Here is a 14,495-nt window from a genome sequence, read left to right as displayed (position 1 = left end):
ATTAAAACTCCTTAAGATTCTGGAAATAGTTGGATTTTGTCTCCTTCAGCGAGACGTACAATTGCCTTCTTGACCTGAGAACGTTTACCGGAAAATTTCCCGACTCTTCTTGTTCTCCTAGGAGGATTCATAGTGTTAACTCCAATGACTTTAACACTGAACAAGGCTTCAATAGCTGCCTTTATTTGTGGTTTAGCCGCTCTATGATCTACTTCAAAAGTATATTGGTTAAGATCTAGTGCATTCGTAGCTTTCTCAGTAATAACAGGCTTTCGAATTACATCGGCTAAACGAGAATCGAATAATTTACTCATGATGCATAAACCTCCTGAATTTTATCTATCGCTGATTGACCTATTACCAATTTATTGGCATTGAGAATATCAAATACATTTAATTGATCGGCGGCGATTAATTTTACTTTCTCGATATTATTAATGGATTTTTTTATAATATCGGAAGGACTATCAAGAATAACCAAAACTTTTTCAGTTTTTTGTATACCTAATCGAGCAAGACCATTAATGATGTCACTTGTTTTAGGCTGCTTTAAAGTAGATCCAAAGTCTTCAACAGCCTTCATATCAGAAACTCTTGACATGAGTGCTGTTCTAAGAGCTAATCTACGTTCCTTACGATTCATATCAAGATTGTAAGAACGTGGCTTCGGTCCAAAAATAATTCCGCCACCAGGTCTTAAGGGTGTCCTTATTGATCCTTGACGAGCTCTTCCTGTACCTTTTTGTTTGTATGGTTTTCTTCCGCCGCCGCGCACTTCAGATCTTGTCAAAGTTGATGCTGTCCCTTGTCTTTTATTTGCTAGCTGTCTAAGGACTGCTCTATGCATTAAGTCTGCCGAAGAAGTTTCTTTAGCAACTGCTAAATCAAGAGTAACTTTGCCTGATTTTTTACCATCCCACTTTAGAGTTTCGAGTGTTGTCATGATTTTTCACCTCCTTTTTTGCCTACAACATTATTTGGCTTAATGTTGACAATTGAACCGGGCTTACCTGGGACAGAACCCTTTACTACAAGCAAATTTTTCTGATCATCAATTTTTAGAACTAACAATCCTTTGGTAGTTATCTGTTTTCCTCCATATCTTCCTGCCATTCTTTTCCCTGGATAAATTCTGCCCGGAGTTGTTCCTGCTCCTGTAGATCCTGGTGCTCTATGATTTTTTGAACCATGACTCATAGGACCTCTGCTAAAACCATGTCTCTTCTGGTAACCTGCAAAACCTCTACCCATAGATTTGCCACTGATATCAACTTTTTGACCAACCTCAAAGTTATTTACAGTTATTTGTTTTCCGATTTCATAAGATGAAGTTTCTTCAACCCTATATTCTTTCAAATGCTTTAAAAGTTCTTCACCTGATTTCAACAAATGTCCCTTTTCAGGCTTGCTTATATGCTTCTCTTTGGACAAGCCATAACCTATCTGAACGGCTGTATAACCATCCAAAGCAGTTGTTTTCAATTGAGTGACACGGCACGGTCCAGCCTCTATAAGAGTAACTGGTACAGAATTACCTTTATCATCGAAAAGTTGGGACATGCCCAATTTCTTTCCTAAAATTCCGATAGACATAAGACTAAGTTAGGCTAGCTCGTAATAATTTTTCAATTATCTAAACCCTTTAGTTATTAAGGTGAAGTTAATAAAAAACAATTAGTTAGGTCGAGACTTATCTGAAAAAATAGATAGTTTCTCTCGGGATAAACCCACCTGAGTTTTTTAACGAAACGCTAAAAAATGTGAAATTTTTCAGAGGCTAGGCTAGCTTGCAAGCTTAAAAATTCACTGAGTTACAATTGTACATCATCAAGTACCATAAAATAAAATAAAATATAAATAAAGGAAATTTTTATGCCATTACTTCTCACAGGGAAAAAGTTTCATAACGATTTAAAAACTAACAAATGTCTCGCAATCTTTGCTCCTCTTGAAGGTGGTTATGAAACTCGTCTCTTGAGGAGAATGAGGGCAAAAGGCTTTAAAACTTTTATAACTTCAGCAAGAGGGCTTGGAGATCCAGAAGTTTTCTTGCTCAAATTGCATGGCGTTAGGCCACCTCACCTTGGTCATCAAAGTGTAGGAAGAAACGGAGCCCTTGGGGAAGTTCAACAAGTAATCCCACAAGCTTCCGAGTTATTTAATGAAAATGATAAAAATAAATTACTTTGGTTATTAGAAGGTCAAGTATTGTCTCAATCTGAATTGGAGAGCTTAATAGAAATTTGCACTAACGATAATAAACTAACAATAGTTGTTGAAATGGGGGGTTCAAGAAAACTTGAATGGAAACCATTGAGTAATTATATTTTGGATGAATTTGAAAGTTAAATTTTTTGATTAAAACCAAGAATAAAAAAGATAAATGGATTAAGTTAATTTGTGGTGCCAGTAATGAAGATATTGTTGCCATTGAAGATTTATGTGCAATTTATACTGCTGCTGGTGTCGACTACATAGATGTTGCAGCAGAAGAATCTATAGTGCATGCAGCAAAAAAAGGAATCGATTGGGCAAAAAAAGGTTTTAAAAATTCCCCTGGATTAATGATAAGTATTAGTGATGGTAATGATATCCACTTTCGAAAAGCAGAATTTGATCCGTTGAAATGTCCACCTAGTTGTCCAAGACCATGCGAAAAGGTATGCCCCACCTTTGCAATTGATAATTTCGGAGTTAAAGAGAGTAAATGTTATGGATGTGGAAGATGTTTAAATAGTTGTCCTCTGAATCTAATTAGTGAATATGAATATAATTTATCAAAAAATGATTTAGCATCAACACTTCAAAAAATAAGGCCTGATGCAGTAGAAATTCATACAGAAATCAATCGCCTAGATTCTTTTACAAAAGTTGTCAATATTCTTAAAAGTTCTGGAATTAAATTAGACAAGATATCTATTAGTTGTGGATTAAATCAATCTTTAAAAAAAGCACAAGAGCCCGAAGATCTTTTGAAAGCACTTTGGGAAAGATATGAAATTCTGAATGAGCTAGATATTCCAATTATTTGGCAGCTAGATGGAAGGCCAATGTCTGGAGATCTTGCTCCTACAACAAGTAGAGATGCTGTTAAATTGTTCGAAAAAATCGGTTCAGATCTTCCTCCAGGATTAATTCAATTAGCAGGAGGAACAAATGAAAAAACTCATGAATTTTTGAATTCAAAAAATCTTCCAGACGGAATAGCATTTGGAAGTGCAGCAAGAAAAATTATGCAACCCCTTATTGAATTTGCTCACAAAAATAACAAAAAACTCTATGAGTATCCTGAAAGAATGGCTTTAGCAATTAAAAAAGCTAAGAAATTTCTAGAGCCATGGAAATCGAGCTCATTCAAATAATTTTTTATTTTTAAAGACATGCCCGTGTTTATACAAACTTTGTAATTTTTTTGATAGAAAAAAATCTTTTCATGTATTAAAATAAAAAATCAATGGGCCGTCGCCAAGTGGTAAGGCATCGGGTTTTGGTCTCGACATTCCTAGGTTCGAATCCTAGCGGCCCAGTTCTAATAATCAATCGGTGTCTTCTCAAAAAATATTTCTATTTGATTTTGATGGAGTAATAGTTGATGGAATGCAAGAATATTGGCATAGTTCTTTATTAGCCTGTGAAAAATATTTAAATTCACCCTACATCTCTGTTGATCAAAAACATTATAAAACAGTACCATTTTCTTTCAAAGAAATTAGGCCTTGGGTTAAATACGGTTGGGAAATGATTCTAATTGTGCACGAAATTATAAAAACAGAAAATCCATTAAAACATGATAATAAAGATATTTTCATTAATAATTATCATCAAAATTGCCAGAGGATATTAAATGAAAATTCATGGATTGCCGAAGATTTACAAAAAATATTAGATAAGTCTCGCAAGTACCAAATTGATAAAGATTTTAAATCGTGGGTAAATTTACATAATCCATTTTTTGAAGTTATAAATTTTTTGAAAGAATTAAAGAAAAGAGAAATAAAAACTGGAGTTATAACAACTAAAGGTAAAATATTTGCAGAAAAAATTCTTCAACAATTAAATATTTTTCCAGAATTCACTTTCGGTTATGAATCTGGGACAAAAGTCAAAATAGCTGAAAATCTTGCAGAAACTTATGAAATTTTAGGCTTTATAGAAGATAGAAAAAAAACTCTAATAGATATCAAACAAAATTCATTAACTTCTCACATTCCATGCTTCCTAGCTGATTGGGGATATTTAAAAGAAACAGATAAGTATAATTTAAGTAATGAAATCAAATTATTGAAATTATGTAACCTTGAAGAATTAGTTGCAATTTAAAGATAATCAGCTAGAGTACAGATGTACTATAGTTTGTATTTATGAAGTTTGGTTTAAATAAAAATTTCCAAATTTAGAATAACTACAAGAACTTTAACCGATAAATTAAACAATGAGCCTTGAAGAAAAGAAAAAAACTGAATCAAAAGAAAAAGATAAGGCACTGAGTCTCGTCTTAGGTCAAATAGAAAGAAATTTTGGACGAGGATCAATAATGAGACTTGGTGACGCCTCAAGAATGAAAGTAGAAACAATATCTACTGGAGCGCTCACCTTAGATTTAGCGCTAGGAGGAGGCTATCCAAAAGGAAGAGTAGTAGAAGTTTACGGGCCAGAAAGTTCAGGGAAAACTACATTAACGCTTCACGCGATTGCGGAAGTCCAAAAGAATGGAGGAGTAGCAGCATTTGTGGATGCTGAGCATGCACTCGATCCAGTTTATGCAGCCTCTTTAGGAGTTGATGTTGAAAATTTGTTGGTTTCACAACCAGATACAGGTGAAATGGCGCTAGAAATAGTTGATCAACTTATAAGATCGAGTGCAGTAGATCTTGTAGTTGTCGACTCAGTCGCGGCATTAACCCCGAGAGCCGAGATAGAAGGAGAGATGGGAGATCATGTAATTGGAAGCCAAGCAAGGCTAATGAGCCAAGCAATGAGGAAAATAACAGGAAATATTGGCAAATCTGGATGTACGGTAATATTCCTAAACCAATTACGCCTAAAAATTGGCGTTACATATGGCAATCCAGAAACAACCACAGGAGGTAATGCATTAAAATTTTACGCCTCAGTGAGACTTGATATCAGAAGAATTCAAACTCTTAAAAGAGGTACTGAAGAATATGGCATAAGAGCAAAAGTGAAAGTAGCAAAAAACAAAGTTGCACCACCATTTAGAATTGCAGAATTTGATATTCTCTTCGGAAAAGGTATTAGTACAACAGGATGTTTATTAGATTTAGCAGAAGAGACAAATATCATAATAAGGAGAGGGGCTTGGTATAGTTATGAAGGAGAAAATATTGGGCAAGGAAGAGATAATACAATTATTTGGCTTGATCAAAACTTAGAAATCAGGAACAAAGTAGAATCAATAGTTAAAGATAAATTAACAGAAGGGACTGAAGTCAGTTCTAATTCAATGAAAGCTCTAAATAGCAATCCTGCTAATACAATCGCTGTTAATGATATAAAAACAGTAGCCTAGATTTATAAAGAATCAGCTAAAGTCCACCACCCAGCAGCAGGGCCTATAAATCTCACTACAATCCATAAGATTACTAACCCTCCGATGCCAAACCAACTGGCCTTAATACTTAATTTAATTAGGTTATCTCTTTGATTGACTGTAAAGGGAAGCCATTCAAATAATTTTGGAGAGTCATCAATGTTAGTTTTAGTATTATTTTTTTTTGGAGGCAACCCAAGTGTTTTTCGTCTTTTTGCTTCTCCCATATTTCTTTAGTTATTTACAAAATCATAACCTAATCAAAAGGTAGCATATAGTTAATTTGTTTTGAGGGTTGAATGTTTTGCAAAAGTAATCTTCCCCAGTTTCTTTTATTTGCTCTTCCATCTAGAATTATTAATTTACCGGAATTTCTTCTTAAAGGAGAAATAGATCTTTCAAGTTTAATTCTAGCTTGAGGAAGAAGGAAGTCTCTAAACCAATCTTGAGAAAGCTTTTTTTTGTGAGAGACTGTAATTGCATTAATAGGTTCTGACAAATTTGGAATCGGAAGTAAAGGAATGATAATTTGTTCTGGAATTTGAATTAAATAAGAATTAATAATCCACCAGTCATAACTAGAGCAAAGAATTTCATTTTTACCAGAAGGAATTGTCTCTAGTAATACCCTCTTCCCGTACTCAGAAGCTAACTCTGTAGCAATGTTAGTTTTTAAATCAATATCATCAGACAAAACTAAAGTTAAACCCTTTCTAAAAAGTATTAACTTTTTGCATTTATCCAAGATTGAACTGGTATAAAGAGGATTATTTGGAAGCAACTGTTTAGAGGGTATATATAATGAAATCTTTTTCTCTTCAAAATTACTTTTAAAATTAATAACCAAGTCAATATTTAAACTATGCTTTTTAAAATACATTTGGAAAAAATTATCTTTTCTCAATGCTGATAAAAAAGCAAATTTATTATTTGAAAAAAATTCCTTAATTTGAGAAAGTTCATCTATTGGCTGCAAATATAAGTTCCAATCTAAATTTGTATCGTTTAACTTTACCCAGCATGCCCAACCTTTAGATAATGCTTTGTTAACGCTTAAAAATTTATCCGAAAAAAAAGAATTTTCATGAAAAAAGTTTGAAAAAAAACTAATTTCATTTTCATTTAAATTGATATAACTATTTCCTAATACCTTTCTCATCAAGAACTTTTTCTTCAACGAATCATATACTTTTATAAATTTTTGATTGATTAGTTCAAATTCTTGAAAATCTTTTGTCCAATCCTTTTTAAATAAAGAAATCCTAAAATGATCTTTTAAATCTTTTTTTATATCCTCAATTCCAGAATAAACTATACGATGATTTCTAAGATTAAGAGAATTAGGATCATTAAGTAAATTTTGGATTGTTATCAAACGAACATGATGATTAGCAAAAATAAATTGGTCATTTTTCAAAATAAAATTAAAACCTAAATTTCTCAATAAATCAATCTGAAATTGGTTTATAAATTGAATTTTTTCTTTAGATAAAATAAAAGTTGAATCTTCTTCCTTTAAAAATAAAGAAATCAAAATTGGAGGTAACCAATCATAGCTAGAGAAAATTTCTGAATTAATTAAATATGTAGAATCATTTTCAATACATTTAGAAATTATTCTCCCAAAAGAATATATGTGCTCCCAACTAATACTTTGATCTCTCAAAAAATTTTTCAAATATTGATGACTTAAAATTTCAAGCATTTATAATTAATTTAATATCTAATAAATACAAAATTTATGAACCTAATATACAAAAAAATTGATATCAATATAACAGGGTCTTGAATTAATCAATCTATGAAAATTGGAATAGTAGGATTAGGTTTAATTGGCGGTTCATTAGGATTAAAACTCCAGACTCTAAATCATACAATTTATGGAATAGCAAATAATGAATTTAATGAAAAAAAAGCTAAGGATAAAAAACTTGCAAATTTTGTTAGCTGCGATCTGAGCTTATTAAAAAAATGTGAGCTAATAATTTTGGCATTGCCTTTAAAAGATTTGATCAGTCCTTCTAAAGAATTAGTAGCTTCAATACCTCAAGAAACAATATTAACTGATGTAGGCTCTGTAAAAGAACCAATTGTAAGTACATGGGAAAATTTACATCCTCTATTTATTGGATCTCATCCAATGGCAGGGACAGAAAAAAAAGGAGTTGATTCAGGTTTTGAAGGTCTTTTTAAAAATGCAAAATGGATTATTACCCCGACACAAAATAGTGATTTAAATTCAATCAGAACTATTTCCGAGCTCATAAAATCAATGGATTGTGAAATTTGCCAAGCTTCGCCAAAAGAGCATGATGAAGCAGTATCTCTAATTTCTCATTTGCCTATATTTTTAGCTTCTGCCCTCATTGAAACTGCGCAAACAAAAAATAATCAATCTTTATTAGATCTCACGCAAAAATTAGCTGCTACAGGATTTGCTGACACTTCGAGAGTTGGCGGAGGCAATGAACAACTAGGCTTAGATTTAGCTATTAATAATCAAATTAATATTTTAAATTCCATAAATAGTTTTAAAAATAAGCTGAATATATTGGAATCTCTTATTAAAGAAAATAATTGGGAGTTACTTTCTAACAAACTTGCTGAAGCAAAAGAGAACAGACAAAATTTTATAAACTAAAATTTTCTATACCTTTGGAAGCTAAAATTTGCCTTGAAACCATTAATGCAGACTGACTAACACCTGCAGTTCCCTCTCCTGGATAAATCGAATCTCCACATAACCATAAACCTTCAAAAGGTGTCCTACTTGATAATCCAAATAAACCAAAAATATCTGGATTTTGACCAAGCCCACCTACTATTCCATTAGGTCTTTTTGTCCATCTTTCAAAGCCCAATGGAGTTGCTAATTCCCTATGTAGCCATTTTTCAGGATCAATATCAAATTGACTTTCCAATTCAAGCGATATTTTTTTCATGAAATCATTTTTCTTCTTTAAATAAGTTTGTTTATCTAGATCAAACCAATCTTTAGTCTTAGTAAAGATACTCGCAATTAAAGTAACCTCACCTTCTGGCGCTCTTCCATCACCATCATCACTAATTGATACAAATAAAGAACAAAATTCTTTCGAAACAAATTGATAATGATTGGAGAATGTTTTTTGAATATGTTCCTTTTTTAAAGCTGAATAAAAAACTACAGCTCCACTTGGATCAGGCAAATTATTAAGTCGATTTTTATAATTTTTTTTTCTCTCTAAAGGATGTTTTAAATGCTTGAGCAAAGATTGTGGAGGCGCGGTATAAATCACATCTTTTGCTTGGTAAATAAATGATTTATTTTTCGAATTAGCAGATACTTGCCAACACATTTTTACATCGTCAAAAGTTATAGAATTAACTTCTTGTCCAAAAATTATATTTACTCCAGTTTTAATTAATGAACTTTCTAATGATTCACTTAAAGACTGCATAGATTTTTTAAGATGCCACAGACCATGTGGCTGTTGACACATCTGAAGAACAGTAGATCCATATAATGCTGCTGTATTATAAACATCCTCTTGAGAATAAAGTTTAAGTTGAAGATTTAAGAATTTAATCAAGCGCTCATTCTTAGATAATCCACATATCCGCAATAAATCATAAATAGTAGATTTAAGTAAAATACCCGTAACAAGGTTTGAAGGTGCTAGTGCTTTAAAAAGTTGAGAAAAATCCCAAAAATTCCTGATTGGTAACACAGGATTATTATTAGCAAATATCCAATTACTTTCATGTATGAGGGTACAAAGTTTCCAAAACCTTTGACTCCCCGGAAACTGCATTTCTCGTTCAGCTATCCATTTACTTTTTTCATACCAAATAGTTATAGGATTACTACCATCATTCAAATCAACGATGCAAGCAGGATCTAAAATTGTCGCTTCTGGGGATGGAATATCTAAAAAATCAAAAATTCTAGAATGTATTCCTCCCTTCTCTAAACCCGCAACCTGAGTTGCACCAACATCAAAAATATAATTCTTTCTTTTAAAAGTACCTGCACATCCTCCGGCTTGAGTATGAGATTCGATTAAAGTCACTGATACGCCTTGCTTTGATAAAATCGCTGCAGAAGTTAGTCCTGCTATACCAGCGCCTACAACAATAACTTCAGACTTTCTCATTAAAATGCAAAAATTATCACCTATTGAAATTAACGAAATTTGTGAAGAATTAGGTGAAACCTATCCAAAAAGTATTGAACAAGTCCATGGTGGTGATATTCATAGTTCCTGGCGAATAGATTTTTCAAACAAAAAGTTATTTCTTAAAAGAAACATAAGAAACAAAAAATTTCTTGAATTTGAAAAATATTGTCTTCAAAATTTGAGAAAATATATTAATCAAGAAAATTTAGTTATTCCTGAAGTTATTGCATATAAAAATATAAAAAATATAGAGATTCTTTTAATTGAATGGATAGATATGCATAACTTTGACCAAAAAAAGCTTGGAAAAGGTTTAGGTGAATTGCACTTAAAATCAGCTGAATCTAATCCCAAAATGTTTGGGTTTCCAGTTGAGGGTTTTATCGGTACAACAGGTCAGAAAAAAGGCTTGGAAGATAATTGGGTAGATTGTTTTTTAAACTTAAGGATAATACCTCAATTATTAAGTCTTAAATCAAAGACTTTAGATAAAGAAATCATAAATAAAGTTAAAGAAAAAATTAAATCAGAATTACTAAATCACAAACCAATTAATGCACTAGTTCATGGTGATTTATGGTCAGGAAATGCAGGAATGGACAAAAATGGAAAGGGGGTTATATTTGACCCTGCATCTTGGTGGGCAGATAATGAAGTAGATATAGCTATGACAAAACTATTTGGAGGTTTTAGAAAAGAATTTTATGAAGAATATCATAGAATTTTTCCTATAAAAAACGGATTTGAAAAAAGAATTATTATTTATAATTTTTATCACATATTGAATCACGCCAATATGTTTGGAGGAGGGTACTTAAAACAAGTTCAAGATTACGTAAAAGCAATTCTTAATATGTAATTTTAACTAACCTAAATATGTCTTCTTAAGATTTTGTACCTTATCTAGAACAGCTTCACGATTTTCACTGGTACGAAGATTTTGCCAGCTCCATTGACCGACGACAATGACGCCTAGTAGTTCTAGTAAACCAGGAAGAATTGGGAAAAAGTTTATCGTGTCAATGACAACTTTAATTATAATCTGAGCTATCACGACAACAGCAATTATGCCTGCCGCCTTGCCGTACTTACCCATTTGAGTCCAATCAACATTACCAAGGGTTTCGTTGACTTTTCCCATAACATCAGAGTACTTCTCTGAAAAACTTTTGGTTTCTGAGCTTGTATCGGAGCCGGAGTCTTGGTTTGACTCTGGAGTGTTATCACTCATGAATTCAGTAAACTTAATATATGAACCAGACAGTATCGGAAAAAACGTCTGTTGACTACCTTTTTGTTGTGCAAAGTTCCGAACCGAAACATTTTGTATTTTTTTAGAAGCTTTGGTATATATGGTTTCTGAAGATATTTAAACTTAAAATTGATTTATAAAAACTTCACAATATCATCTAGTTCTAACAAAAACATTAATAAATCTCAGTAATAAAAAAATTTTAAAAGGCTAAAAATTTTTATTTTAATTATTATGATTTCATAGTTTAGCTTGCAAAAATTAAAGGATCGAAATGTCCAAAGATATCAAATTTAATTTCTTAAACTCTGATGAAGAAGAAAGATATCAAAAACATTTCAATCTCAAAGAGATAGGTTATGAGGGGCAACTAAATCTTAAAAACAGCTCAGTATTATGCATTGGAGCAGGTGGGCTTGGTTCTTCAGTTTTACTTTATCTAGCAGCAGCAGGAATTGGGAGAATTGGAATAATTGATAACGATCAAGTGGAAAAGTCTAATCTCCAAAGGCAGATTATTCATGAAACAAATACTATTGGCAATCTTAAAATTGATTCTGCCAGGGAAAGAATTAAAAAATTCAACCCTAATTGTGAAATATTAACTTTTTCAGAGAGAATAAATCCTCAAAATGCTCTTGGAACAATAAAGGGGTTTGATGTCATTTGTGATTGCTCGGATAACTTTGGTACAAGATATTTAATAAATGATTCATGCTTGATATTAAATAAACCCCTAGTCTTTGGAAGTGTCCAAGGCTTTGAAGGGCAAGTTAGCGTTTTTAATTTAAATAAAAATAGTCCTAATTTGAGGGATTTACTTCCTGAATCACCGTCAAAAAATGCTGCACCTAGTTGCGCAGAATACGGGGTTGTAGGCGTTTCAACAGGTTTAATAGGAATTCTTCAAGTTAATGAAATTATCAAAATCATTTTGAAAAAAGGTGAAATTTTAGATGGGAAGATTTTAATTTTTGATCTATTGAATATGAACATGAAAAAATTACATCTCAAATGTGATCCTTTAAATAGACAAATAAAACATCTGTCTCAGTTTGAGGGCTTTTATAGTAACAATGAATATTGTGAGAAAAATAATGAAATCAAAATTATTAATGCTAATGACTTTTATAGTTTATACAAAGCAAAACCAAACAAAATTCTTTTAATTGATGTTAGAGAAAATGAAGAATTTTCTACTTCTGCAATAGAGGGATCTATATCAATTCCCTTAAGCAGGTTGAACAGAGATTCTGACTTAAAATTTATTCAAAAAGAAAGTTTAAGTAAAGATGTTTTCACTATATGTAAATCGGGGAAACGTTCTAAAAAAGCGTCAAGAATCTTGTCTCAATTTAAAATTCAGTCAAGATCTATTGAAGGCGGAATTGAAAAGATAAAGAAAATATTGTCCAATTAATAATTTTAAAAATATTTAGTAATCTACACCTCTTTTTAAATCAACTCCAACATTTGCATAGTGCTTATGACAAACCATTTCAGAGTAAACATTAGCTAGTTCAAAGTACGAAGGTTCATTTTTACATCTCCCAGTAATAACAACTTCGGTTTCTGCTGGTTTTTTTAAAAGCGTTTGATGTATTGATTCCATAGGTAGCAGCTCTAAATCAACAGTTGGATTTAATTCATCCAAAATAATTGTTTTGTACAAACCAGACAAAATAGCGGCTTTAGCAATTTCCCATGCTCTTTCAGCTTCAACATAATCAATAGGTTGTTGCTGACCTCTCCATACGATCGCATCTCTGCCTGAGCGCAAATGATCTACTAAATGTGGATAACTTTCTCTCAAAGCTTCTATGGCAGCATCTTCGGTATAACCATTCCCACCTTTTAACCACTGCAATATTAAAACTCTATGACTTTTATCTTGAGATATTCCTTTGCCAATAGCTTGAAGAGCCTTCCCAAGTGCACTTGTGGATTTACCTTTTCCCTCACCTGTATATATCTCAATTCCACCACTAGAACTACTTTGTTTAGTTGATTTTGATAGGTCTCCTGTCAAACGTGGTCTCATTTCCGAATGGAGTTGCGAAATTCTCACCAAAGAAGGAGGGGCTGCCCTTCCAGTAATAATTATTTCTAATCCATCTGGACGACTTTGCAGAGAATCAACTACTTCCTCGATATCAAGCATTCCTAAATCAAGCACTGGGTTCAACTCATCTAGTACAACTACAGAATAAAGAGAACTGGCAATTGCTCCTTTGGCAATATTCCAACCTCTCTCAGCCTCACCAATATCAAATCTTGTCACTTCATCAGCAGTAAAGAATTCAGATCTTCCTGTCCTTACGTGGTCAATTAAGTGTGGAAAGCCTCTTTGCAAAGCCTCTATGGCCGAATCCTCATCATATGACCTCTCAGGACCTTTTAAAAATCTTAGAAGTAAAACTCTTGACTGTCTTTTTTCACATATTCCTAAACCTATTGTCCTAAGAACTACTCCTAAAGCAGCTTGACTTTTACCCTTACCTTCTCCGTCATAAATATGTAATTGACCTTTAGATCTCTCTTGGCTGTCACTTGCTGTGACAATTCCAATTCCTCTATTTCTACTTGTATTCGTCAATTGAACAAAGTTATTAAATTTAATCTAAGATATAGATTAGAATATTATTAAAAATTTAATAATAAATTCAACCTATTCATAGGTAATTTGAATTTTAAAGTAATTAGCATGTTCAATCAACTAGAAATCCTCTCTGATGAACAAAGTGAAAAGCTTTATAAAATTAGAAAATACATTAAGAATCTTGATGGTGTTTGCATTGCTTATTCAGGAGGTGTAGACAGTACATTGGTAGCATCATTAGCATTTGAGCAATTAGGTAGCAAAGCAATTGCAATTACTGGTATTTCTCCTGCATTAGCGAATACTCTTCGTGAAGAAGCGAGAAGTCAAGCGAAATGGATCGGAGTGAAGCATTTAGAAATTAAAACATCAGAATTAGACCAACAAAGTTACAGTAAAAATCCCAAGAACAGATGCTTTGCATGCAAAAAGGAGCTTCACAAACACACAACTTACTTATCTAAAAAACTGAATTACAAGATTGTTTTAGATGGAGTAAATGTGGATGATCTTAAAGACTTCAGACCAGGTATACAAGCCTCAAAAAACGCAGGAGTTGTATCTCCACTTGCAGAATTTAGATTCTCGAAACAAGATATTAGAGATGTATCCAGAGCATTAGGGTTTCCTTGGTGGGATAAACCTGCTCAACCTTGCTTATCATCAAGGTTTCCTTATGGTCACGAGATAACCAGTGAGAGACTAAAAATGGTTGAAAAAGCAGAAGAATATCTGAAAGAGGGTGGATTATCGGAGGTTAGAGTTAGATGCCAAGGCTCAACAGCGAGAATAGAAATTCCCAAAAATGAATTAAAGAATTTTTTTAACGAGTTTAATTTTAGTGAATTAGTTGAATATTTTTCTCTTTTAGGTTTTAATTGCACAAGTTTAGATCTTGAAGGCCTAATAAGCGGAAAATTAAATAGATAATTA

The 14,495-nt window shown here is 32.4% G+C and carries 16 protein-coding genes and 1 tRNA gene; 9 read left to right on the top strand and 8 right to left on the bottom strand.

Annotation, left to right across the window (positions count from 1 at the left end):
- Window positions 1-11 precede the first annotated feature (11 nt).
- From JJ842_06225 to JJ842_06215, 3 genes are read right to left on the bottom strand one after another with little or no spacing between them, the layout of a single operon-like run.
- Window positions 12-314: a 50S ribosomal protein L23 gene (locus JJ842_06225; protein ID MBO6971505.1), complete on the bottom strand. Its 303-nt coding sequence runs from the start codon at window positions 312-314 to the stop codon at window positions 12-14.
- The gene (gene rplD, locus JJ842_06220) at window positions 311-943 is read right to left on the bottom strand and encodes a 50S ribosomal protein L4 (protein MBO6971504.1); all 633 of its coding nucleotides are present in this window, start codon (window positions 941-943) and stop codon (window positions 311-313) included. The genes JJ842_06225 and rplD overlap by 4 nt, the downstream gene beginning before the upstream one ends.
- Window positions 940-1,593, bottom strand: a complete 654-nt coding sequence (locus JJ842_06215) for a 50S ribosomal protein L3 (protein MBO6971503.1) — start codon at window positions 1,591-1,593, stop codon at window positions 940-942. The genes rplD and JJ842_06215 overlap by 4 nt, the downstream gene beginning before the upstream one ends.
- A 279-nt stretch (window positions 1,594-1,872) precedes the next feature.
- Between JJ842_06215 and JJ842_06210 the strand changes: the two genes are divergently transcribed.
- The 5 genes from JJ842_06210 to recA all read left to right on the top strand — a co-directional run bounded on the left by JJ842_06210 (window position 1,873) and on the right by recA (window position 5,530).
- Window positions 1,873-2,349 (top strand): NAD(P)H-quinone oxidoreductase subunit N, encoded by a 477-nt coding sequence (locus JJ842_06210; GenBank protein MBO6971502.1) that lies wholly within the window; start codon window positions 1,873-1,875, stop codon window positions 2,347-2,349.
- A 5-nt stretch (window positions 2,350-2,354) separates the two neighbouring features.
- A complete protein-coding gene (locus JJ842_06205) occupies window positions 2,355-3,362 on the top strand; it encodes a Fe-S cluster containing protein (protein MBO6971501.1) in 1,008 nt (335 codons plus the stop codon).
- Between the two features lie 93 nt (window positions 3,363-3,455).
- Window positions 3,456-3,527, top strand: a tRNA-Gln gene (locus tag JJ842_06200).
- 16 nt (window positions 3,528-3,543) lie between these two features.
- Window positions 3,544-4,320: an HAD family hydrolase gene (locus tag JJ842_06195; protein MBO6971500.1), complete on the top strand. Its 777-nt coding sequence runs from the start codon at window positions 3,544-3,546 to the stop codon at window positions 4,318-4,320.
- Between the two features lie 112 nt (window positions 4,321-4,432).
- The gene (recA, locus tag JJ842_06190; protein MBO6971499.1) at window positions 4,433-5,530 is read left to right on the top strand and encodes a recombinase RecA; all 1,098 of its coding nucleotides are present in this window, start codon (window positions 4,433-4,435) and stop codon (window positions 5,528-5,530) included.
- 2 nt (window positions 5,531-5,532) lie between these two features.
- On the opposite strand, the gene JJ842_06185 is transcribed toward recA, so the two are convergent.
- Window positions 5,533-5,778, bottom strand: coding sequence for a DUF2839 domain-containing protein (locus tag JJ842_06185; GenBank protein ID MBO6971498.1), 246 nt, complete (start codon window positions 5,776-5,778; stop codon window positions 5,533-5,535).
- Between the two features lie 29 nt (window positions 5,779-5,807).
- Window positions 5,808-7,256: a DNA helicase gene (locus JJ842_06180; GenBank protein ID MBO6971497.1), complete on the bottom strand. Its 1,449-nt coding sequence runs from the start codon at window positions 7,254-7,256 to the stop codon at window positions 5,808-5,810.
- Between the two features lie 96 nt (window positions 7,257-7,352).
- Here JJ842_06180 and JJ842_06175 point away from each other — a divergent pair, with 96 nt between their 5' ends.
- Window positions 7,353-8,192, top strand: coding sequence for a prephenate/arogenate dehydrogenase (locus JJ842_06175; protein ID MBO6971496.1), 840 nt, complete (start codon window positions 7,353-7,355; stop codon window positions 8,190-8,192).
- On the opposite strand, the gene crtD is transcribed toward JJ842_06175, so the two are convergent.
- Entirely contained in the window at window positions 8,182-9,687 is a 1,506-nt protein-coding gene (gene crtD / locus JJ842_06170) for a C-3',4' desaturase CrtD (GenBank protein MBO6971495.1), read from the bottom strand. The genes JJ842_06175 and crtD overlap by 11 nt on opposite strands.
- Before the next feature lie 4 nt (window positions 9,688-9,691).
- Between crtD and JJ842_06165 the strand changes: the two genes are divergently transcribed.
- Window positions 9,692-10,570 (top strand): fructosamine kinase family protein, encoded by an 879-nt coding sequence (locus tag JJ842_06165; GenBank protein MBO6971494.1) that lies wholly within the window; start codon window positions 9,692-9,694, stop codon window positions 10,568-10,570.
- Window positions 10,571-10,576: 6 nt separating this feature from the next.
- Here the strand turns inward: JJ842_06165 and JJ842_06160 are convergent, their stop codons facing one another.
- The gene (locus tag JJ842_06160; GenBank protein MBO6971493.1) at window positions 10,577-10,942 is read right to left on the bottom strand and encodes a CAAD domain-containing protein; all 366 of its coding nucleotides are present in this window, start codon (window positions 10,940-10,942) and stop codon (window positions 10,577-10,579) included.
- Window positions 10,943-11,237: 295 nt separating this feature from the next.
- Between JJ842_06160 and JJ842_06155 the strand changes: the two genes are divergently transcribed.
- Window positions 11,238-12,383, top strand: a complete 1,146-nt coding sequence (locus JJ842_06155) for a ThiF family adenylyltransferase (GenBank protein ID MBO6971492.1) — start codon at window positions 11,238-11,240, stop codon at window positions 12,381-12,383.
- Between the two features lie 15 nt (window positions 12,384-12,398).
- On the opposite strand, the gene JJ842_06150 is transcribed toward JJ842_06155, so the two are convergent.
- Window positions 12,399-13,559 carry a cob(I)yrinic acid a,c-diamide adenosyltransferase gene (locus JJ842_06150; GenBank protein ID MBO6971491.1) on the bottom strand — a complete coding sequence of 387 codons (1,161 nt, stop codon included), beginning with the start codon at window positions 13,557-13,559 and terminating at the stop codon, window positions 12,399-12,401.
- A 108-nt stretch (window positions 13,560-13,667) separates the two neighbouring features.
- On the opposite strand from JJ842_06150, the gene larE reads away from it, so the two are divergent.
- Window positions 13,668-14,492: an ATP-dependent sacrificial sulfur transferase LarE gene (larE, locus tag JJ842_06145; GenBank protein MBO6971490.1), complete on the top strand. Its 825-nt coding sequence runs from the start codon at window positions 13,668-13,670 to the stop codon at window positions 14,490-14,492.
- Window positions 14,493-14,495 lie beyond the last annotated feature (3 nt).

It is taken from the genome of Prochlorococcus marinus CUG1433 (assembly GCA_017644425.1).
GTDB lineage: Bacteria > Cyanobacteriota > Cyanobacteriia > PCC-6307 > Cyanobiaceae > Prochlorococcus_A > Prochlorococcus_A marinus_U.
This window is presented reverse-complemented; position numbering and strand designations above follow the sequence as displayed.